This window comes from Nocardioides antri (assembly GCF_008373765.1).
In the GTDB taxonomy this organism is placed as follows: Bacteria; Actinomycetota; Actinomycetes; order Propionibacteriales; family Nocardioidaceae; genus Nocardioides; species Nocardioides antri.
In genome coordinates, this window is the sequence record NZ_VUJW01000003.1 from 753,554 (window position 1) to 771,984 (window position 18,431).

At 72.1% G+C, this 18,431-nt stretch carries 17 protein-coding genes; 4 read left to right on the top strand and 13 right to left on the bottom strand.

Features of this window, described 5'->3' with window-relative positions; genetic code table 11:
- Nucleotides 1–26: 26 nt before the first annotated feature.
- Entirely contained in the window at nt 27–1,037 is a 1,011-nt protein-coding gene (locus F0U47_RS09820; protein ID WP_223162707.1) for a nitronate monooxygenase, read from the bottom strand.
- A gap of 62 nt (nt 1,038–1,099) precedes the next feature.
- Between F0U47_RS09820 and F0U47_RS09825 the strand changes: the two genes are divergently transcribed.
- Nucleotides 1,100–1,456, top strand: a complete 357-nt coding sequence (locus F0U47_RS09825) for a hypothetical protein (RefSeq protein ID WP_149750105.1) — start codon at nt 1,100–1,102, stop codon at nt 1,454–1,456.
- Between the two features lie 7 nt (nt 1,457–1,463).
- Here F0U47_RS09825 and F0U47_RS09830 read toward each other — a convergent pair whose 3' ends face one another.
- The 4 genes from F0U47_RS09830 to F0U47_RS09845 are packed head-to-tail and all read right to left on the bottom strand — an operon-like array spanning nt 1,464 to nt 3,106.
- Nucleotides 1,464–1,889: an MmcQ/YjbR family DNA-binding protein gene (locus F0U47_RS09830; RefSeq protein ID WP_246159543.1), complete on the bottom strand. Its 426-nt coding sequence runs from the start codon at nt 1,887–1,889 to the stop codon at nt 1,464–1,466.
- A 4-nt stretch (nt 1,890–1,893) separates the two neighbouring features.
- Nucleotides 1,894–2,235: a DUF1801 domain-containing protein gene (locus F0U47_RS09835; protein ID WP_149750106.1), complete on the bottom strand. Its 342-nt coding sequence runs from the start codon at nt 2,233–2,235 to the stop codon at nt 1,894–1,896.
- 23 nt (nt 2,236–2,258) lie between these two features.
- Nucleotides 2,259–2,495, bottom strand: a complete 237-nt coding sequence (locus tag F0U47_RS09840; RefSeq protein WP_149750108.1) for a hypothetical protein — start codon at nt 2,493–2,495, stop codon at nt 2,259–2,261.
- Nucleotides 2,496–2,542: 47 nt separating this feature from the next.
- The gene (locus F0U47_RS09845; protein ID WP_223162708.1) at nt 2,543–3,106 is read right to left on the bottom strand and encodes an alpha-ketoglutarate-dependent dioxygenase AlkB; all 564 of its coding nucleotides are present in this window, start codon (nt 3,104–3,106) and stop codon (nt 2,543–2,545) included.
- Between the two features lie 135 nt (nt 3,107–3,241).
- Between F0U47_RS09845 and F0U47_RS09850 the strand changes: the two genes are divergently transcribed.
- On the top strand, nt 3,242–3,508 hold the full coding sequence (locus tag F0U47_RS09850; RefSeq protein ID WP_149750109.1) for a hypothetical protein: 267 nt from the start codon (nt 3,242–3,244) through the stop codon (nt 3,506–3,508).
- Between the two features lie 59 nt (nt 3,509–3,567).
- Nucleotides 3,568–4,731, top strand: a complete 1,164-nt coding sequence (locus F0U47_RS09855) for a GGDEF domain-containing protein (protein ID WP_149750111.1) — start codon at nt 3,568–3,570, stop codon at nt 4,729–4,731.
- A 15-nt stretch (nt 4,732–4,746) separates the two neighbouring features.
- On the opposite strand, the gene lon is transcribed toward F0U47_RS09855, so the two are convergent.
- From lon to F0U47_RS09875, 4 genes are all read right to left on the bottom strand, one after another.
- Entirely contained in the window at nt 4,747–7,080 is a 2,334-nt protein-coding gene (gene lon / locus F0U47_RS09860; protein ID WP_149750113.1) for an endopeptidase La, read from the bottom strand.
- Nucleotides 7,081–7,171: 91 nt separating this feature from the next.
- Complete coding sequence (locus F0U47_RS09865; RefSeq protein ID WP_149750115.1) at nt 7,172–10,429, bottom strand: family 78 glycoside hydrolase catalytic domain; 3,258 nt, start codon at nt 10,427–10,429, stop codon at nt 7,172–7,174.
- A gap of 28 nt (nt 10,430–10,457) precedes the next feature.
- The gene (locus F0U47_RS09870; RefSeq protein WP_223162709.1) at nt 10,458–13,703 is read right to left on the bottom strand and encodes a family 78 glycoside hydrolase catalytic domain; all 3,246 of its coding nucleotides are present in this window, start codon (nt 13,701–13,703) and stop codon (nt 10,458–10,460) included.
- Nucleotides 13,704–13,888: 185 nt separating this feature from the next.
- Nucleotides 13,889–14,521 carry a TetR/AcrR family transcriptional regulator gene (locus F0U47_RS09875; RefSeq protein ID WP_149750117.1) on the bottom strand — a complete coding sequence of 211 codons (633 nt, stop codon included), beginning with the start codon at nt 14,519–14,521 and terminating at the stop codon, nt 13,889–13,891.
- A 28-nt stretch (nt 14,522–14,549) separates the two neighbouring features.
- On the opposite strand from F0U47_RS09875, the gene F0U47_RS09880 reads away from it, so the two are divergent.
- The gene (locus tag F0U47_RS09880; protein ID WP_149750119.1) at nt 14,550–15,092 is read left to right on the top strand and encodes a PPOX class F420-dependent oxidoreductase; all 543 of its coding nucleotides are present in this window, start codon (nt 14,550–14,552) and stop codon (nt 15,090–15,092) included.
- A 241-nt stretch (nt 15,093–15,333) separates the two neighbouring features.
- Here F0U47_RS09880 and F0U47_RS09885 read toward each other — a convergent pair whose 3' ends face one another.
- From F0U47_RS09885 to F0U47_RS09900, 4 genes are read right to left on the bottom strand one after another with little or no spacing between them, the layout of a single operon-like run.
- Entirely contained in the window at nt 15,334–15,567 is a 234-nt protein-coding gene (locus F0U47_RS09885; protein WP_223162710.1) for a helix-turn-helix domain-containing protein, read from the bottom strand.
- A gap of 1 nt (nt 15,568) precedes the next feature.
- Entirely contained in the window at nt 15,569–16,222 is a 654-nt protein-coding gene (locus F0U47_RS09890; protein WP_149750120.1) for a LutC/YkgG family protein, read from the bottom strand.
- Nucleotides 16,206–17,645: a lactate utilization protein B gene (locus F0U47_RS09895; protein WP_149750122.1), complete on the bottom strand. Its 1,440-nt coding sequence runs from the start codon at nt 17,643–17,645 to the stop codon at nt 16,206–16,208. Before F0U47_RS09895 ends, F0U47_RS09890 begins: the two co-directional genes overlap by 17 nt.
- Nucleotides 17,642–18,376: a (Fe-S)-binding protein gene (locus F0U47_RS09900; protein WP_149750577.1), complete on the bottom strand. Its 735-nt coding sequence runs from the start codon at nt 18,374–18,376 to the stop codon at nt 17,642–17,644. Before F0U47_RS09900 ends, F0U47_RS09895 begins: the two co-directional genes overlap by 4 nt.
- Nucleotides 18,377–18,431 lie beyond the last annotated feature (55 nt).

Below are 18,431 nucleotides of genomic sequence, written 5' to 3' on the forward strand. Positions count from 1 at the left end.
TGGCGGCGCCGCGGTAGACCGGCAGGTCAGGGAGCGAGCGACGCGGTGATCTCCTTCGCCGGGATGCTCCGGGCATCGGCGAACCCCGTGCCGGCCCACAGGTGCGCGACCTGGGCATCGCCGGCGGCCACCGCCGCCGCGCGCAGCGGAGCCGTGACGTGGTGGAGGTGCGGGTAGCCCGCCGGAGCGTCGTCGTGCTCCGCCATGAACCGGTTCGCCACGCCGCGCGCCCACCGTCCGGTGTAGGCGCGCGTCAGCGCGGTGGTCGTGAAGTCCGGGTCGGTCAGCGCTGCCCGGTGCACCGGGTTGGTGCCCGCCTCGTCGGCGAGGAGGTACGCCGTGCCGACCTGTGCCGCGACCGCGCCACGCTCCAGCACGGATGCCACGTCGCGCGCCGTGGTCACGCCACCGCCGACCGCCACCGGCACCGCGACCTCGGCCACGACCGCCGACACCAGGTCGAGCAGCGGGGTCTGGTCAGGGTGCGCGTCGAGGTCCCACGTGCCGCGGTGACCACCGGCGTCCGGGCCCTGCACCGCCAGGGACGCCGCTCCTCGGGCGACCGCCTCGCGGGCCTCGGCGACCGAGGTCACCGTGACCGCGGTGAGGACGTCATGCTTCGCGAGCGTGCGGAGCACCTCGGCGCTCGGGCAGCCGAAGGTGAACGAGACCGCGGCCGGGCGCACGTCGAGCACCACCTGGAGCTTCCCCTGCCAGTCGTCGTCGTCCCAGCGCGGCTCCCCCAGGTCGGCGCCGAGCCGGGCGGCCTCCGCCTCCAGCGACCGGATGTACGCGTCGAGTCGCGTCGGGTCGGGCTCGTACGGCTCGACGAGGAACAGGTTGACGCCGTACGGCGCGGAGCTGGTGGCGCGCACCTCCTCGATCTCCGCCGCCATCCTGTCGGCGCTCTTGTAGCCGGCGGCCAGGAAGCCGAGGCCACCGGCGTCGGAGACAGCGGCCGCGAGGGCGGGCGTCGAGGGCCCGCCGGCCATCGGCGCGCCGACCACGGGGATCGCCAGGTCGCGCAGGTCGAGCACTCTTTCAGGCTAGCGACCTGCCGGACCCGGGTGACGGGGCGCGGAGCGGGTACGGCACTCCCATGAGCCAGACACCGGAGGACGAGCAGCGCATCGCAGGACGGTCGGACCTGTTGCCCGAGGAGGAGCAGGCCGGCAGCGAGGACCGGGAGGCCCAGGCCGAGGCGATCCTCGAGGAGTCCGACGAGCGGGTCGACGACCCGGAGGGCACCCGGCGCGAGAGCACCCAGACACCCGGCCCGTCCGACGATGCCGCAGTCTCCGAGGTGGGCCGGATGGACCCCGCGGACGCGGACACCCCGATCGCGGACGGCGACGCCGCCGCGAGCTATCCCACCAGCGAGAGCGGCGAGGCACAGGAGCCCGAGCCCGAGGCGGGCCCGAACGCCAACCCCCACCGGGACGAGGACACCCGCTGAGAGCTTGTCAGTCCGGCAGGTTCTCGGCGAGCCACTTCTCCCTGCGGCGGGCAGAGGCGCGGGAGAGCCAGGCGTCCTGGATCACCTCGGCGAGCTCGTCGTAGGTGATCTCGCCGATCCGGCTCGCCCGCAGCAGCACCGACGGATGCCCGTCGAAGTGCGGCGTGGTGAAGAACGGCGAGGAGTCGTCCTGCACCATCGCGAGCTTCTCGCCCTGGTCGGCCACCCAGATGACGATGACGTCGTCGTACCTCTCGCCGGTGTCGGGGTCGAAGGCGTCGGGCCGCGGGTTTCGGAAGAAGACGAACGACTTGCCGCCGACCTGGTAGATCGGCCGCTGCTTGGTCCCGGGCTGGACGGTGACGTGGGGCATCGCCTGTGCGATCTCGTGCACGTCCTCGACCCGGGCCGGCCGGGTGCGCCCTCGCGCCACGCCCTCAGGCCTGGTTGAGCGCGACCGCGTCACGGACCAGCGCGACGAAGGCATCCTCGTCGAGGTCCGCCCCCTCGCGGAGGTCGATGGCGCGGCGGCTGCCGCCGTCGAGGCCGGCGTTGAAGAGTCCCGCGGGGTCCGGCAGCGACGCTCCCTTGGCGAAGGTGAGCTTCACCTTGTCCTGGTAGGTCTCCACGGTGCAGATCAGGCCGTCCCGCGAGAACGTCGGAACGCCCTCGGGGTTGGACTCCTTGCGCCACTTCGCCTCTTCGACCACATCCGGCTCGGCCCTGACAATGAGGGACCGCACGCGGTCGACCGTCTCGCTCTTCCAGTCACCAGCCATAGGACGACCCTACGGTGACGCCGCTAGGAGTAGCGGTGGCTCTTCGCAGCGTGCCCGGCTTCGCGGGTGCAGGTGCGCCCGTTCATCGACCGGTGCCCGCAGAGCTCCTCGGTGGGCGCAGCCGGGGCAGCGGGGCTCGCCTTCTCGCTCTTCGCGGGACGGGCCATCGGCCTCGCCGGCGTCGAGGCGACCGCCGAACCGGTGGACCTGGCGTTGTAACGGGCCTCCCGCATCGCCCGCAGGGCGGCTTCCTTGCTCATCGCGCATTCACGGGTCCGACCCTAGGCGTCCCCGCCGACACTTTCCCTCAGGCGCGACGCAGCTGCCGGAACGTGACCGACCAGCGCTCCTCCGGCACGGGCGGCACGCTGTGCTGCCACGTCCACCGCGCGGCGCCGGTCAGGACGTACGCCGACCGGCGGGCCAGCGGCTGCTCGAAGACGCGACGCTCCCCTCCGGCGGCGCGCCGCTGGAAGCGCATCACCGCGTCGGAGCCGAGCGACACCCCGACCACGACCGACCCGAACACCCGGGCGTCCCGGTGCCAGCCGATGGTCGCGCCCGGGGGGTACTGCGTCACGAGCGCCTCCACGAACGCAGACGGCTCCGTCCCCGCCAGGACCGCGGCGCGATCCCGGAGCCGGAGCAGGTAGTCCGGGATCGGCTCGGCCGGTGCCGTGCCCGCCGAGTCGAAGTCGTAGCCCACCCCGAAGTGCCCCACGCGTCGCCGTGACGCGGCGCCGCGCATCACCACCGGCTCGAGGCCGAGCCCGCGGAACCGGCCCAGCAGGTCCGACTCCTCGGCGGCCGTGAGCAGGTCTGCCTCGTAGGCGAGCCCCGCCGGTTGCTCCGGCACGCCACGCATCGCCATGACTCCAGCCTGCACTCCGTAACGAAACGGATGACTTTCGGCCACGCCGCAGCAAATCCCGAGATTTTGCGGCAACCGAGGGCTTCAATGGAAACACCGGACAACGATGCCCGGTGAAGCAACAGGGGAACGACCGTGGACCACAACCCGATCAACGTCAACGCCGGCGTGGCGGCGTCCACGATGGCGGCTGCGCATCGGCGCGACCACGAGCACGGACGCGCGGGCGAGACCTGCCACCCTCACGTCGTCGAGGTCGTCCATCTGGGCGTCCGGGCCGTCTGTGTCTGCCACGACTGCCGTCTCGACTCCGGTTTCCTGCCGCGCCGCGAGGCCGAGGTGCTGGCCGCCGGGCACCGGGACCTGACCCGTGAGACCAGCGTCAGGCTCTGCACCGCCTGATCCGACTCCACCGTCTGGTCCGACTCCACCGCGGACCACCGGACGCATAGCCTGGGACGGTGCTCGACACAGCGACCCTGCGCGTGGCCTTCGGCGTCGTGGGGTTCTGCGTGGTCGTCCTGTTCTACGGCGTCACCTACCGCACCACCCGATCGCCCTACAGCGGGTGGTGGTGCGTCTCGCTGGCCCTCTTCCTGGTCAGCGCGATGCTCTTCCTCTGCAACGGGACCCCGGTGCAGGTGGTCGCCAACCCGTTGGGCAACACCCTCGCTGTCCTGGGGGCGGGCTGCGTGTGGGCCGCCGCGCGGTCGCTGCGTGCGGCTTCCCTGCCTCGATGGCAGCTGGCCGTCGCGCCGGCAGTGGTCCTGGTGGCGTCGCTCCTCGACGACCCGGCGCACGACGTCTGGGCCGGCGGCCCGTACTTCCTGGCCGGGATGGCGACGATGCTCGGCCTCTCGGCGTACGAGCTGGCCCAGACGCTGCGCCCTCCCGGGCCGGGCGGGGGCACGGCGAGGCAGGTGCGGTTCACACTGTGGTCGCTCACCCTGACCTCAGGGCTGGTCGCCCTGTTCTACCTCCTGCGCGCGGTGGTCTTCGTCGCCGTCGGCCCCGACCACGTCGTGTTCCGGACCGGCTTCGGGTCGCAGGCCACCACGCTGCTGACGATGGTGCTCCTCGTGGTCGTCACGTTCAGCATGTCGGAGCTGAGCCACGAGCAGCAGACCCTCGAGCTCCGCGAGCGGGCGAGCCACGACGACCTGACCGGCCTGCTCAACCGGGCGGAGTTCCTGCGCCGGGCGGAGGACGCCTTCGCCACGGGCCGTCGAGGGGCCGGCGCCGGTGCGCTGATGGTCGCCGACCTCGACGGCTTCAAGGCCCTCAACGACGGCTACGGCCACGCGGCCGGTGACCACGCGCTGCACCGGTTCGCCGCCGCCTGTCGCGAGGCGGTCGGCGACGACGGGCTGGTCGGCCGGTTGGGCGGCGACGAGTTCGCCCTGCTGCTTCCGGACGGCGACCTCGCCGAGGAGGTCGCCGCCCGCATCAGCCGGCACCTGCTCGACGGGCCCGACGACCAGCCCACACCGACCGTGAGCTTCGGCGTCGCGCCGGTCGACGCCGCCGTCGGCGTGAAGGACACGATCGTGCGTGCAGACGTGGCTCTCTACCAGGCCAAGGCGGCCGGACGCGACCGCGTGATGCGGTACGACGGCGCCGGCTGACCCGGCCCGACCCGGTCAGGCCGCGGCGTGTGCGCCTGCACCGTTACGAGCCACCTCCAGCGCCCTGCCGAGGATCTCCCGGACGTCGGACACCAGGTGCACCGTGACCGCCTCCAGCACCTCGGCCGGGACGTCGTCGAGGTCGGGCTCGTTGCGCTGCGGCAGGAAGACCTCGGTCAGGCCGGCCCGCTGGGCTGCGAGCAGCTTCTGCTTCACCCCGCCGATCGGCAGCACCCGGCCCGTCAGCGACACCTCGCCGGTCATGCCGACCTCGGCCCGCACGTTGCGGCCGGTGAGCAGCGAGACCAGCGCCGTCGTCATGGTCACGCCGGCCGACGGCCCGTCCTTGGGTACGGCGCCCGCCGGCACGTGCAGGTGGATCGGCCGGTCGAGCACGGCCGGGTCGATGCCGAGCTCCGTTGCGTGGGCGCGGACGTAGGACAGCGCGATCTGCGCGGACTCCTTCATCACGTCGCCGAGCTGACCGGTGATGGTCAGCCCGCCGTCAGATGATCGGTCGCCCGGCAGCGACGACGCCTCGATGTAGAGCACATCGCCACCCATCCCGGTGACGGCCAGGCCGGACGCGACACCGGGCACCGCCGTACGCTCGCGGGACTCCGGCGTGAACCGCGGCCGGCCCACCAGATCCTTGAGCGAGTCGAGGTCGACGACCGCCGGCAGGTCGCCCAGCGCCACCTTGCGGAACGCCTTCGCGAGCAGCCGCTCCAGCACCCGGACGCCGGCCTCGCGCGTGTAGTTGGCCGCGAGCTCGCGCAGCGCCTCGTCGGTGACGGTGACCTCGTCGGCCGTGACCGCCGCCCGCTCGAGCTGGCGCGGCACCAGGAAGTCGCGCGCGATGGCGACCTTCTCCTCCTCGGTGTAGCCGTCGATGGTGACCAGCTCCATCCGGTCCAGCAGGGCCGGCGGGATGGTCTCCAGGACGTTGGCGGTCGCGATGAAGAGCACGTCGGACAGGTCGAGGTCGAGCTCGAGGTAGTGGTCGCGGAAGGTGTGGTTCTGCGCCGGATCCAGCACCTCCAGCAACGCCGCCGCGGGGTCGCCACGGAAGTCGCTGCCGACCTTGTCGACCTCGTCGAGCAGGACGACCGGGTTGAGGGTGCCGGCCTCCTTGATCGCGCGGACGATGCGACCGGGCAGGGCACCGACGTACGTCCGCCGGTGCCCGCGGATCTCCGCCTCGTCTCGCACGCCGCCCAGCGCGACCCGGACGAACCTCCGGCCGAGCGCACGGGCGACCGACTCGCCCAACGAGGTCTTGCCGACGCCCGGAGGGCCGGCGAGCAGGATCACCGCGCCGGAGCCGCGTCCGCCGACGACCGAGAGGCCGCGCTCCTCGCGGCGCGAGCGCACGCCGAGGTACTCGACGATCCGCTCCTTGACCTCGTCGAGGCCGTGATGGTCGGCGTCGAGGACGGCGCGCGCGTCGACGAGCGAGGCGGCGTCCTGGGTGCGGGTGTTCCACGGCAGCTCCAGGACGGTGTCGAGCCAGGTGCGGATCCAGCCGCCCTCGGGGCTCTGGTCGCTCGACCGCTCCAGCTTGTCGACCTCGCGCAGCGCGGCCTCACGAACGGCGTCCGGCAGGTCCGCAGCCTCGACCCGGGCGCGGTAGTCACCCGGACTGCCCGTGCCGTCGGCGTCCTCCTCGCCGAGCTCCTTGCGGATCGCGCGGAGCTGCTCACGCAGGAGGTACTCCCGGTTGCGCTTCTCGACCGACTCCCGCACGTCCTCGCTGATCTTGTCGCTGACCTCGGCCTCGGCGAGGTAGTCGCCGGTCCACTCGATCAGCAGCGTCAGCCGCTGCTCGACGTCGGGCGTCTCGAGGAGCTCACGCTTCCTGTCGATGGAGAGGTACGGCGCCCAGCCGGCCGTGTCCGCCAGCGTCGACGGGTCGTCGATCGCGTTGACGGTGTCGATGATCTGCCACGCCTCGCGCTTCTGCAGGACGGCGACGACGAGCTTCTTGTAGTCGGCGGCGAGCTCCCGGACCCGTGCCGTCGGCTCCGGGTCCTCGACCGGCTCGACCTCGACCCACAGCGCCGCCCCGGGCCCGGTGACGCCGCTGCCGATCCTGGCGCGTTCACCGGTGCGCAGCAGCGCAGCGGGGCCGCCGCCGCGGAACTTGCCGACCTTCTCGAGAGCCGCCACGACGCCGTACGACGCGTAGCGGTTGTCCAACCGGGGCGCGACCAGGATCTCCTCGAGATCCGCCGCGCGGGCGGCGTCGACCGCCGCCTGGGCCGGCTCGTCGAGCTCGATCGGCACCACCATGCCCGGCAGGAGGACGACGTCGTCGAGGAACAGGACCGGCAGCCGCTTGAGAGTCATGCTGAGCCTCTTTCGAAGTTGAGTGATAGAGGCTCAACTCCGCGGCTGCCGGGTCCCTTCCTCCCGACGTTTCGCTGGTGGCGAACGCGCTCTACGGCGCCATGACGCCTTCGAACGACCAGGTCCCGGAGCCGACGCGGTGACGCGTGACGCCGTCCGCGGACGGGACCTCGACGACCGCCGTGACGTTGACCGGCACCTCGACGGTGAGGCTCACGTCGTCGCCGTCCACCGTCCACTCCGAGGACACCCGGCCGCGCTGCGTCATCCGGGAGCCCGAGGCGTGGGTGAGGCCGGTGTCCGGCACCGAGATGGTGACCTCGGCGGCTCCCGGAGCGGTGACGTCGATGCCGAGCACCGAGTCGAGCACGTCGACCACCGCCTGCGAGCCCCAGCCGTGGGACGCGCTGTTCGCGGAGCCGCTGAGCTCCCACGCCTCCGGCGTGAACGTCCCGCCGTCGGCGAGCCAGCCCGCCCAGCCGTAGTCGTCCTCGTTGGTGAGCAGGTCGAGCAGGCCTTCGTCGGCACCCGCCCGCTCGAGGGCATCGAGCAGGAAGTGCGCGGTCATCGGGCCCTGCTTCATGCCCATCCCGGCGAGGTGCTCACCCAGGGCCGGCAGGTCCGACTCCGGGGCGATCCCGAACGCCACGGCGTACGACGTCGCGTGCTGCCCGGCGTGCGGGCTCTGCGAGCCGTCGGCCCGGAGGCCGTCGACGTAGGTGCCGTCGGGGCGGCGCAGGGTCGCGTTCATCCGCTCGGTGAGGGCATCCGCGTCGGCGTCGTACGACGCGACCTCGGCGGCGGGCCGGCCGAGCGCCTCGGCGACGAGCGCCACCTTGCGAAGCACGTCGACGCCGAGCGCGTTGACGGTGGTCCGCGCGGTGGCCGTCATGTCGTAGCCGAAGCGTCCGTGCATCGGCCAATCGACGATGCCGTACTGGTAGGCGCCGCTGCCGCCGGTCAGCTGGGTCACCAGGCCCCGGGTCGGGCCGGACGAGGGGATGTGCCGCCGGATGTAGTCGGCCGTCGCGGCGAGGTTGTCGTAGACGCCCGCGAGCAGCTCGCGGTCACCGGTCTCCAGGTAATAGCGCCAGATCCAGTCCGGCACGACCTCGGTGAAGTCGGGGATGTCGCGCTTGCCGTCGCCGTTGGGGTAGACCGCGTTGTAGCGCCCGACGTCGTTGCCCGTCCTCCAGTAGCGCTCCTGGCTGAGCACGAACTCGCGGATCGCCTGCCGGGTGGCCACCCGGTCGTGCTCGGTGGCCATCAGCCCATAGGAGATGTTGACGGTGTCGTGCAGGAACTGGCCCTGCTCCCGGGTCGGGGTGTCGACGAACGTCTCCTGGACGGAGTACACGAGCGACCGGTCCATGAGGTCCCACACGGCGTCGAGGGTCTCGTCGGAGCTCTCGAACGTCGCTGCCCCGTCCTCGGGATAGGCACTGTGCACGACGGTGGCGGTCACGTCGTCGACGGTGATCTCCTCACCGGCACCGGGGATCTCGAGGTAGCGGAAGCCCAGGTGGCCGAAGGCCTGGTACTCCTGCTCCCCCGCCGCCTGCGTGTAGGGGAAGGACATGTTGGTGCCCTGGGTGTCGACCGTGGCGGTCGACGCGCGCCCGTCGGCGGCGAGGCCGTAGCTGGCCCGGATCGTGATCACCCGGCCGGCCTGCCCGTCGTCGAAGTGGACGCCCGGCCGGGCCGGGATCACGGTGCCGAAGTCGGCGACCGGCGTGCCGTCGTCGGCGACCAGGATCCGCTCGGGGTGGACGACCTTCTCGACCAGCCGGGTCTCCTGGCCCTCCAGGTGGGTGAACGGGGCGACCGGGTGCTGCCCGACCACGACCGCGTCGGACCACCCGGCGTCGTCGTACTCCTCCTGCCGCCAGGCTCCGATCTGCTGCACCGCGGTGCCGTCGAGGTGCTCGACGTAGAGCCCCTCGCCGTTGCGCGTGCCGACGAGGACGTACGGCCCGCGCCGCACCTTCCAGGAACCGTCGCTGACGACGGTGAACTCGCGGCCGTCGGCGTACTCCACCACGATCCGCGCCAGCAGGCCGGGCTCGCCGGCTGCCCGGCCCTGACCGCCGCTGAACCAGTGCAGCATCGCCGCGACCGCCAGCGGCTCGCCCGCCGTGACCAGGTCGGTCACGTCGGTGGCCTGGTAGTAGCCCTCGCCGGGGTAGCCGTAGTTGGTCATCCGGTCGGCCCGCTCGCCGTCGAGGTAGAGCTCCGCCGTGTGGCTGGCGGCGAGGTAGCTGCGTGCGCGGACGATGTCGCCGGCGGGCACGTCGACCGCGGTGCGGGCGAGCGTGTACTCGTCCGCCTCGCGGGTGGTGGTGCCGCGGGACCACTGGTCGGTGCCGTCGGAGAAGTCCTCCTCGAACAGCACGGTGGAGCCGTCGAGCGACGTCACCCGGATGTCGTCGTAGTCGGCGACCTCGCCGCTGGCCTGGCGGAAGCCGATGGTGCCTGCGCGGGAGCCGGTCGGGGACGGGTCGGTCCAGGTGTCGACCACCTGCCCGTTGATGCTGGTCTGGAAGGTCTGTCCCTCGACCCGGATGGCGACCTCGTAGGTCACCCCGGTGTCGATGACCATCGGGACGGTACGCCGCGCGTCGGTCGGGAACGCGCCGGCCACCATCCGGTGGGTCTTCAGCGCGTTGTCGTTGGCGTGCAGCTGCCACATGTAGCCGAAGCTGTTGTCGGGCGCACGGAAGACGACCGCCGCTGCACGGCTGACCGGCGTGACTTCGAGGGTGAGGACGTAGTCGGTCCAGTCCTTGCCGGTCTTCGCGAGCGTCACGTTGCCGCCGCTCACCCGGCCGCGGCCGTCGACGACGCTCAGGGCCGAGAAGTCGGGGTTGCCGGGCGGCCGGCGGATCCACGCCGCGTCGCCCCAGTCGTCGTCACCGAGGCCGGTCTCGAAGGTCGCGTAGGCCGACCACGGCGAGACCAGACGGTCCTTGTCCCACGTCCGGACGCGCCAGGTGTAGAGGCTTCCGGGAGCGAGGGGCGGGCCGTCGTACTCGACGTAGGACTGCTGGGAGGACGCGACCCGGTCGCTGTCCCACACCACCCGGCCCGCGTCGTCGCGCACCTGCACCTTGTAGGCCGTCTGCACCTCGCCGCGGTCGCGGTCCTGCGGCAGCCAGCCGAAGCGGGGCGTCTCGTCGGTGTTCATCGGACGGGCCTGGTCGTCGACGGTCAGCCGCGTGGGCGCCGACGGCGCGGTGCCGCGGGCGGCCGTCGCGGTCGGCGACAGGTTGACCACGGGGAGGGCGACGGCGACCGCCGTCGCCAGGGCGAGGGCGGTGCGCCGGAGTCGGCGCAGTGGTGGGGTGCTCACAAGTTCCTCCGAGTCGGTGGTGAGTGGGTCAGTGGCAGATCGAGGTCAGCCGGGCGTCGTCCTTCGGCCCGCCGCCCGCGGTGGTGCTGAGGACGTGGCAGCCGCTGGGCACACCGTCGACGCGCAGGTAGCCGCGCTCCCGCACCGCCGGGGTCGCCCGGCCGTCGACGTACACGACCTCCGCGGCGGTCTCGCCCGCCGGGACGTGCACCGAGGCGACGGTGTTGCCGGGCACGGAGACGCCGACGTCGGTGCGGCCGTCGACGGTGTGGAACGCCGCGCCGATCCCGCCCTTCAGCGTCGGCAGCGTCACGCTCGCCCAGTCGACCGACTGCGGCTGCGGCCGTACGGCGAACGTGCCGTAGCCCGGTGTCGTGGGACGGATGCCGAACATCCCCTGCGGGACGTGGTACGCCGGCGACGCCGCCCACGGGTGGGAGTAGGTCATGTTCGACTTCAGCGACGCGTCCCAGGCCTCGCCGGTCGCGCCGGCGCCGTCGTTGATCATGTTCAGCCAGCTGCGCGTCCCGGTGCTGGTCAACAGCTGGTAGGCCAGGTCCGAGCGGTCGCCGTTGTAGAGCGACTCGATGAGGAACGCCGCGCAGTAGACGCTGCACTGCATGCCGCGCGAGCCGACGTAGTCCGCAGCGCGCGCGGCTCGGTCGGCGTCCGGCACCCCGAACGCGCTGGCGAAGACGCTGGCGTGCACCGCCCAGTGGTCCACGGGAGTGCGGTCGGCGTTGAGCCCGTCGCGGTAGGCACCCTTTGTGTCGTCCCACAGCCGCTGGTTGATGGCGTCACGGAGCCGGTCGCCGGTGGCCCGGAACGACGCGGCGTCCGCGTCCTTCCCGAGGGCCTCGGCAATCGCGGCCATGTCCATGAAGCTGCGGTAGCCGATCGCGTTGATGACGGTGTTGTAGGGCCGGAAGACGTAGCCGTCGCGCTCGGAGGACGGCCAGTCGACGATGTCGCAGTCGGTCTGGCTGTTGCAGCCGTTGGAGCGGAAGTCCTTGCGGATCAGGCCGGTCTCCTGCTCGACCCACTCGCTGGGCAGCTTCTGCACCAGCTGGTCGTAGCTCCGCTCGAGCTGGGCCACGTCACCGGTCTGCTGGAAGCTGTCGTGCATCGCCAGGATCGTGTACATCGGCCACTCGGTCGGCCAGGTGCGGCGGGTCAGCAGGTAGTCGATCGAGTAGTTGCCGAGCGTCGGGTCCGACGACGTGAAGAAGTTGGCCATCATCTGCAGGTAGCTGTCGGCCTCGTACGGCTCGCGCTCGCGGGTCCACGAGTCGACGTAGAGGTTGTGGTTGGTCGCCTCCACGGTGTTGCGCGACAGCTCCCAGACCTGGTTGAGCGCGTCGTCGGACGAGCTGAACACGGCGCCGCTGGTGTCGAACGGATAGACCTGCGCGAGCGCCGGGAAGTCGGCGGCGGTCAGCCCGGGCGGGGCGCCGATCACCTCGAGGTAGCGGAAGACCCGCATGCCCCACGTCTCCAGGTGCTGCGGCCCGTCCACCAGCGTCCACTTGTCCTGGTAGTTGTTGCCGGTGCGCATCGCGTAACGCACCGTCTGGGGTGAGGACAGCTCCTCGCCGAACCGCAGGTCGACCACCTGACCGGCGGTCCCCTCCAGGTCGAGACTGACGCCGCCCACCCAGGTCCGGCCGTAGTCCACGAAGTAGTGCCCGGGCGCCTTCTCGACCACCTCGACGGGGAGCTCGAGTCGCTGGGCCACCTTGTCGGTCGGCGTCGCCACGAGGGCGTCGTACGCCGCCTTCGGCGCGGCCGGCTGCCAGGCGCTGTCGTCGAAGCCCGGCGTGTCGAAGCCGAGGGGGTACGCCGCCGCCTGGAGGTTCTCCTTCGGCGCGGTGAAGTAGCTGGTGCCGATCGAGCCTGCCGACGGGAAGACGGAGCTGCCGGGCATCGTGGTCCAGCCCTCGCCGGTGCCGAACGTCTGGCGGCTGCCGTCGACGTACTCCACGACGACCTGTGCCTGGAACCGCTTGTCGCGGGTGGTCCAGGCGAGAGCGCCGAGGGCGTTCGCACCGCCCTCACGGACCAGGTCGGTGACGTCGAAGCCGTCGTAGCGGGTCTCGGTGCTGATCGACCGGGTCGGACCGAGGCCGACGAACCGGCCGTTGAGCCAGAGCTTGTAGACGTACTGCCGGCCGGGCTCGGGGGAGGACCCGGTGGCGAAGGCGGTCGCCCACGCGACCTCCTTGCCGGGCGCGGTCTCGAACTTGCCGCGCAGGAACGCCCAGTCGGTGCTGCCGACGCCGTACACGCAGTTCTGGCCGGTGCCGATCGCGAGCCGGCCGCCGGAGACCGTCCCGCAGGGGAAGTCGCTGCTCGGCGACTCGAAGTCGTTGTCGTAGAGGACCGTGCCGTCGGCGCCGGTCACGCTGAGGTCGTCCCAGGTGCTGCGCTCGCTGCCGCCGGTGCGGAAGCCGATGCTGCCGCTGGTGAAGCGGACACCCTCGGTGGTGTCGACCAGGCTGCCGTCGAGGTAGGTGCGCACGGTCGAGCCGGTCACCTCGATCCGGATCCGGTAGTCGGTGCCGCGCTGCAGGCTCACCCCGAGCGGGACGCTCTTGAGCTGAGTGAACGTGCCGTTGACCCGCTGGTGCGGCGCGAGCTGGTTGACCCCGTCGCCGCGGAGCTGCCACATCAGGTAGTTGTCGGCGTCCTGGGCGTTGAAGACGATCGTCGCGTTCTGCGTGGTGATCGAGAAGGTCGCCTCGAGCGAGTACCCGCGCCACCCGAGCGCGGCCGGGGCGCCGAGCCAGATCGGCCGGCTGTCGCCCCAGTCGCCGCCGAGCGCCGTACCGAAGTGGGCGGGGAGGGACCACGGCGAGACCCGGCCGTCGCCGCTCCAGGTGCGCACCCGCCACTCGTAGCCCTCCCCCGGCGCGAGCGCCGGGCCGGCGTACGGGACGTTCGTGCTCGCCGGCGACGTCACCTTGCGGGAGTCCCAGACCAGGTTGCCGGAGGCCAGTGCCGCTCGCGAGGTGGCGACCTGGACCTGGTACGCCGACTGCCGGGCCGACGGCACGCGCCAGCCCAGGATCGGGGCGGTCAGGTCGGCGATGTCCGACGGCGTGGTGCGCTGCTCCACCGTCAGGCCCGACGGCAGCGCGCTCGGCGCTGCGGACCGGGCTGCCGACGGCCCGACCGCCACCAGGAGCGCGCCGAGCACCAGGAGCGCGACGACGAGCGGAGTACGACGACGGGCACCGAGCATGAGGAGAGCTCCCTGGGTTGTGAAACGATTCATCGTCCACGGTAGGAAGCCGGTGACGCCCGTCACAAGGGTTTGGCCGGATCCGGCCAGTGCGATCCGGCTGGAGGTCGCCTGCCAGATGCGACGCGAGCTCGCCCACGGCGCCGCCCCCGCCTTCACTCGCCATCAGCGCACTCGGGGTGGCAGCGGACCGAGCCGAGTCTTCAACTGCTCCAACGTCAATCCGTAGCCCTTGGCCGTGTTCGGGCGAGGTCGCTCAGCTGTTCGGCCACGTGGAGCAGCGGGTCCAGCGAGCGCGACGCCCTCGCCTGCAGGATTGCACCCTCGACAGCACTGACGACGACGCTCGCGAACGCCTCGGCGACAGATCGGTCCATTCCCCCGCTGGCGAACCCGTCGCGGAGCCCGCTCACCCAGGCGGCGAACGAGTCGGCGGCCGCCGCCACGGCTTCGGCGTGGTCGGGACCGGAGCTCGCAGCCGCAGCGATCGGGCAGCCGAACTCGAAGCCGTGGTCGACGAGGTCGCGGATCGCAGTGTCGACGACGGCCCTGACGATCTCGACCGGGTCGATGTGGTGTGCCTCTGCGCGGATGCGTTGAGCCACCGCGTCCCCGGCAAGGCGAGTGGACGCCGCTACCAGTTCTTCCTTGCCTCCGGGGAAGTGCTGGTAGACGGAGCCCCGCGCTGTCCGGCTCCGCTCGAGGAGCTCAGCTAGACCGGTGCCTGCCACGCCTTGACGACGGACCAGCGTGACGGCACTGAGCAGCAGGCGGTCGCGCGGTCCGCACTCAGGCCCCGATGTCGCCATGATCACCTCCAGTAGACCGATCAGTTCATCTCCTGGTCTCATAGACCGACCAGTCTATCCAGGAGGAACGATGACCCCGCAGACCGAGGACACCCACCCCCACCAGCCACCGAAAGATCCGAGAAGGCAGACGCGAGCCCGGCTCTCGCGCCGGCTCGTCACTCTCGCCAAGCGACCGATGGTGGCAACGATGGACGACAGCGCCCACACCGTCATCGACCGTCCGGTCCGACACACCGACTTCAACGCGCTGACCGGACATCACCATTGCCTGCTCGTCACCTACAAGCGTGACGGCAGCCCGGTGCCGGCGCCGGTCTGGTTCGCCCGCGACGGCGAGCGCCTGTTCGTCTGGACCGAGGTGAACGCCTACAAGGCCAAGCGGCTTCGGCGTGATCCCCGGGCACTGATCGCACCGTGCAGCGCGACCGGCAAGCCGCTCGGCGACCCGATAGCAGCCCGCGGCCGCATCCTCGAGACCGTCGCCGACCGGACACACGCCGCCCGCGTGATCAAGTCGCAGTGGACGCCCTGGCAGCGCGCCTTCGCGTTCGCTGCCCGCCCGGTCACAGAGGTGCACTACCTCGAGTTCGTTCCACATACGCACGGCTAGGCACGAACGAGACCCGACGTTCTCGTGATCACGGAGGACTGCGCGGGTGTTGTGGCCACTGTCCGGGTGGTCGACCACCCTGGCAGTGACAAGACCGCCGAGGTAGTTGCACGCTCGGGCCACTGTCCAGGTGTCATGGCCAGTAGCCGGATGTGAGGAGCCGGCGACACTCTCTCGGCACTCCAGCCAGCCGATCCGTCCGGTGGCGGTCCGGTGGGCTGCCGGTCTCCGGCCGCAACCGTCAGATCAGGCCGATCCGCACGGCGTGCACGACGGCCTCGATCGACGACTCCACGCCGATCTCGTCGGCAGTCGCGCGCAGCCGGCGACGGACGGTGCGCTCCGAGACCCCCACGCGGCGGGCGATCGCATCGGTGGTGAGGCCTCGGGACAGCAGCCGCAGGATCTCGACGTCGAGCTCGCTCGGCTGCCAGCCGGGCGTCTCGCACTCGTGCCTCCGACGCAGGTCGATCACCTCAGCCCGTCTCCTCCACCACGATCACGTGGAGGACCCGGGGTCCGTGCACGCCCTCGACGCGGTCGAGCTCGATGTCGCTCGTCGCGCTGGGACCGCTGATCCACGTGAGCGGCCGCTCCGGGTCGAGGACGGCGACCGCGTCGGGGACGTCGGCGACCACCTGGTGGGCGCGGACCACGCAGACGTGGCGGTCAGGCACGAGCGTGACCGCGCGGCGGCCCTGGTCGGGCGCGTGGTCGAGCACGATGGTGCCCGTCTCGGCGATCGCGACCCGGCAACAGGTGACGACCGCATCGATCTCGTCGAGCTCGGCAGCGGACAGCCCGTCGTCCACGACGGCACCGGCCACGGCTGCGCGGAGGTCGTCCGGCAGCCCCGGTGGTACGACGACGCGGGCGCCGCTCGGGAGCGCGGCCGCCACGCTCACGGCGACATCCCCGGGCGCGCGGTGCACGACGGTCGCCCGGTAGTCGGCGACCCGCTCGGCGAAGCGCGCGACCAGGTCGGCCGCGCGGACGCCGGGCGGCGCGGCCACCGGCTCACGGTCGGGCTCGACGCCGGCCAGGGCGCTGCGCACCCGGCCGAGGATCTCGTCCCGCGCGGGTTTCGAGGCTCCTCGCTGCGCTCGTCGCACCTCAACCACCGGAGTCATCCAATCGCCCGTCGGTGCGTCGCCACCACGCGCGGAACGACTCCCGCGGCGCGGCCGGCAGGTCCCGGGCGGACGTCCAGCGCGCCGCCCCGAAGCGGCGCGCCACGCCGAGGCCGGTCCCGGTGAGGCGCTCAGCGAACCCGAGCCGCGGACCGCGGGACAGCGTCCAGGCGGCCGACCTCATGGCGATCGCCTCGGGCTTGGGCACCCGGTCCTCGCGGTGGCCGTCGACGACCTTCGACCGCAGGTGCACCAGCACCTCGGGGATGTCGATCCGGACCGGGCAGGCCTCGAAGCAGGCGCCGCAGAGCGAGGACGCGTAGGGCAGCGAGTCCGTCTGCGGGTCGCCCGTGCCCTTCAGGAGCGGGTTGAGGATCGCGCCGATCGGGCCGGGGTAGACCGAGCCGTAGGCGTGCCCGCCGACCCGCTCGTAGACCGGGCACACGTTGAGGCACGCCGAGCAGCGGATGCAGCGCAGCGCCTGGCGGCCGACGTCATCGGCGAGGGCGCGGGTCCGACCGTTGTCGAGGAGCACGACGTGGACCTCCTGCGGGCCGTCGCCGGGCGTGACGCCGCTCCAGGTAGACGTGTAGGGGTTCATGCGCTCGCCCGTCGACGAGCGCGGCAGGAGCCGCAGCAGCGGGTCGAGCTCCGCCCAGGTCGGGACCACCTTCTCGATGCCGACCACGCTCACCAGCACGTCGGGGAGGGTCAGGCACATGCGGCCGTTGCCCTCGGACTCGACGACGACGAGGGTCCCCGTGTCGGCGACGGCGAAGTTCGCGCCCGAGACGGCCATCCGGGCGCGGAGGAACTTCTCCCGCAGGTGCGCGCGGGCCGCCGCGGCAAGCGCGGCCGGGTCGTCGCTCAGGTCGGCCGGCGCGGGCCGGCCGGCTTCGGCCATCCGGCGGCGGAAGATGTCGCGGATCTCCGCACGGTTGCGGTGGATCGCCGGCACCAGGATGTGGCTGGGCAGGTCGCCGCCGAGCTGGACGATCAGCTCGGCCAGGTCGGTCTCCCACGCCGCGATCCCCGCGGCCTGGAGCGCCTCGTTGAGGCCGATCTCCTGGGTGACCATCGACTTGACCTTCACGACCTCGTCGACGCCGTGGCGGCGGGCCACGTCGACGACGACCCGGTTGGCCTCCGCGGCATCGCGCGCCCAGTGCACCACCGCACCCCGAGCGGTCAACGACTCCTCGAGCTGCACGAGCCGCTCGTCGAGACCGCGCAGCGCCCGGTCCTTGACCGCGGCTCCCGCCAGCCGCAGCTCCTCCCAGTTCTCCACCTCGGCGACGACCCCCGCCCGCTTGCCGCGGATGGTGGCGGTGGCGTGGACCAGGTTGTGCCGCAGCTGGGTGTCCGCCAACGCCTCCCGAGCGGCCGTGGGGAACGGTGGCATCCCGACGAAGGTGTGCGTCATCGGACCCCTCCGGGGTCGTCCTCGGTCGCGGCCAGAACCTCGGCGAGGTGCATCACCCGCACCCCGGAACGGCCGCGGGTGAGGAGACCGCCGACGTGCATCAGGCACGAGTTGTCGCCGGCGACCAGGATCTCGGCTCCGGTGTCCCGCACGTGCCGGGCCTTGTCGGACCCCATCGCCACCGACGTGTCGGCGTTCTTGACGGCGAAGGTCCCGCCGAAGCCGCAGCACTCCTCGGCGTGCGGGAGGTCGACCAGGCGCAGGCCGCGCACGGCCTCGAGGAGCCGGCGGGGCCGGTCGCCGACTCCCAGCATGCGGAGCGAGTGGCAGGTGGGGTGGTAGGTCACCCGGTGCGGGAAGTACGCACCGACGTCGGTCACGCCGAGGACGTCGACCAGGAACTCGCTCAGCTCGTGCACCCGCGGCGACGTCGTCGCGACCGCACTCGCCAACCCGGCATCACCGGACCGCTGGGCGACCAGCCGGTGCTGGTGCCGCACCGAGCCGGCGCAGGACCCGGACGGCGTCACGATCGCGTCGTACCCCTCGAACGCGTCGACGAAGGTCCGCACCACCGGCACCGCCTCGTCGAGGTAACCGGTGTTCACCATCGGCTGGGCGCAGCAGGTCTGGGCCTGCGGGAAGTCGACGTCGACACCGAGCCGCCGCAGCAGGCGTACGACGGCCGCGCCCGTGCCCGGGAACATCGCGTCGTTCACGCACGTGACCATCAGGGCGACTCGCACGCTGCCGACCTCCTTCCCTCGCTCGCGGGACCCCGCAGGC

Bases quoted from the DNA above. Each gene is read 5' to 3' on its own strand.
- F0U47_RS09840 (WP_149750108.1), bottom strand. From the start codon at position 2,495: ATGAGCAAGGAAGCCGCCCTGCGGGCGATGCGGGAGGCCCGTTACAAC.
- F0U47_RS09825 (WP_149750105.1), top strand. From the start codon at position 1,100: ATGAGCCAGACACCGGAGGACGAGCAGCGCATCGCAGGACGGTCGGAC.
- F0U47_RS09845 (WP_223162708.1), bottom strand. From the start codon at position 3,106: ATGGCGATGCGTGGCGTGCCGGAGCAACCGGCGGGGCTCGCCTACGAG.
- F0U47_RS09900 (WP_149750577.1), bottom strand. From the start codon at position 18,376: ATGGTCACGTGCGTGAACGACGCGATGTTCCCGGGCACGGGCGCGGCC.
- F0U47_RS09870 (WP_223162709.1), bottom strand. From the start codon at position 13,703: ATGAATCGTTTCACAACCCAGGGAGCTCTCCTCATGCTCGGTGCCCGT.
- F0U47_RS09875 (WP_149750117.1), bottom strand. From the start codon at position 14,521: ATGAGACCAGGAGATGAACTGATCGGTCTACTGGAGGTGATCATGGCG.
- F0U47_RS09880 (WP_149750119.1), top strand. From the start codon at position 14,550: ATGACCCCGCAGACCGAGGACACCCACCCCCACCAGCCACCGAAAGAT.
- F0U47_RS09835 (WP_149750106.1), bottom strand. From the start codon at position 2,235: ATGGCTGGTGACTGGAAGAGCGAGACGGTCGACCGCGTGCGGTCCCTC.
- F0U47_RS09895 (WP_149750122.1), bottom strand. From the start codon at position 17,645: ATGACGCACACCTTCGTCGGGATGCCACCGTTCCCCACGGCCGCTCGG.
- F0U47_RS09890 (WP_149750120.1), bottom strand. From the start codon at position 16,222: ATGACTCCGGTGGTTGAGGTGCGACGAGCGCAGCGAGGAGCCTCGAAA.
- lon (WP_149750113.1), bottom strand. From the start codon at position 7,080: ATGACTCTCAAGCGGCTGCCGGTCCTGTTCCTCGACGACGTCGTCCTC.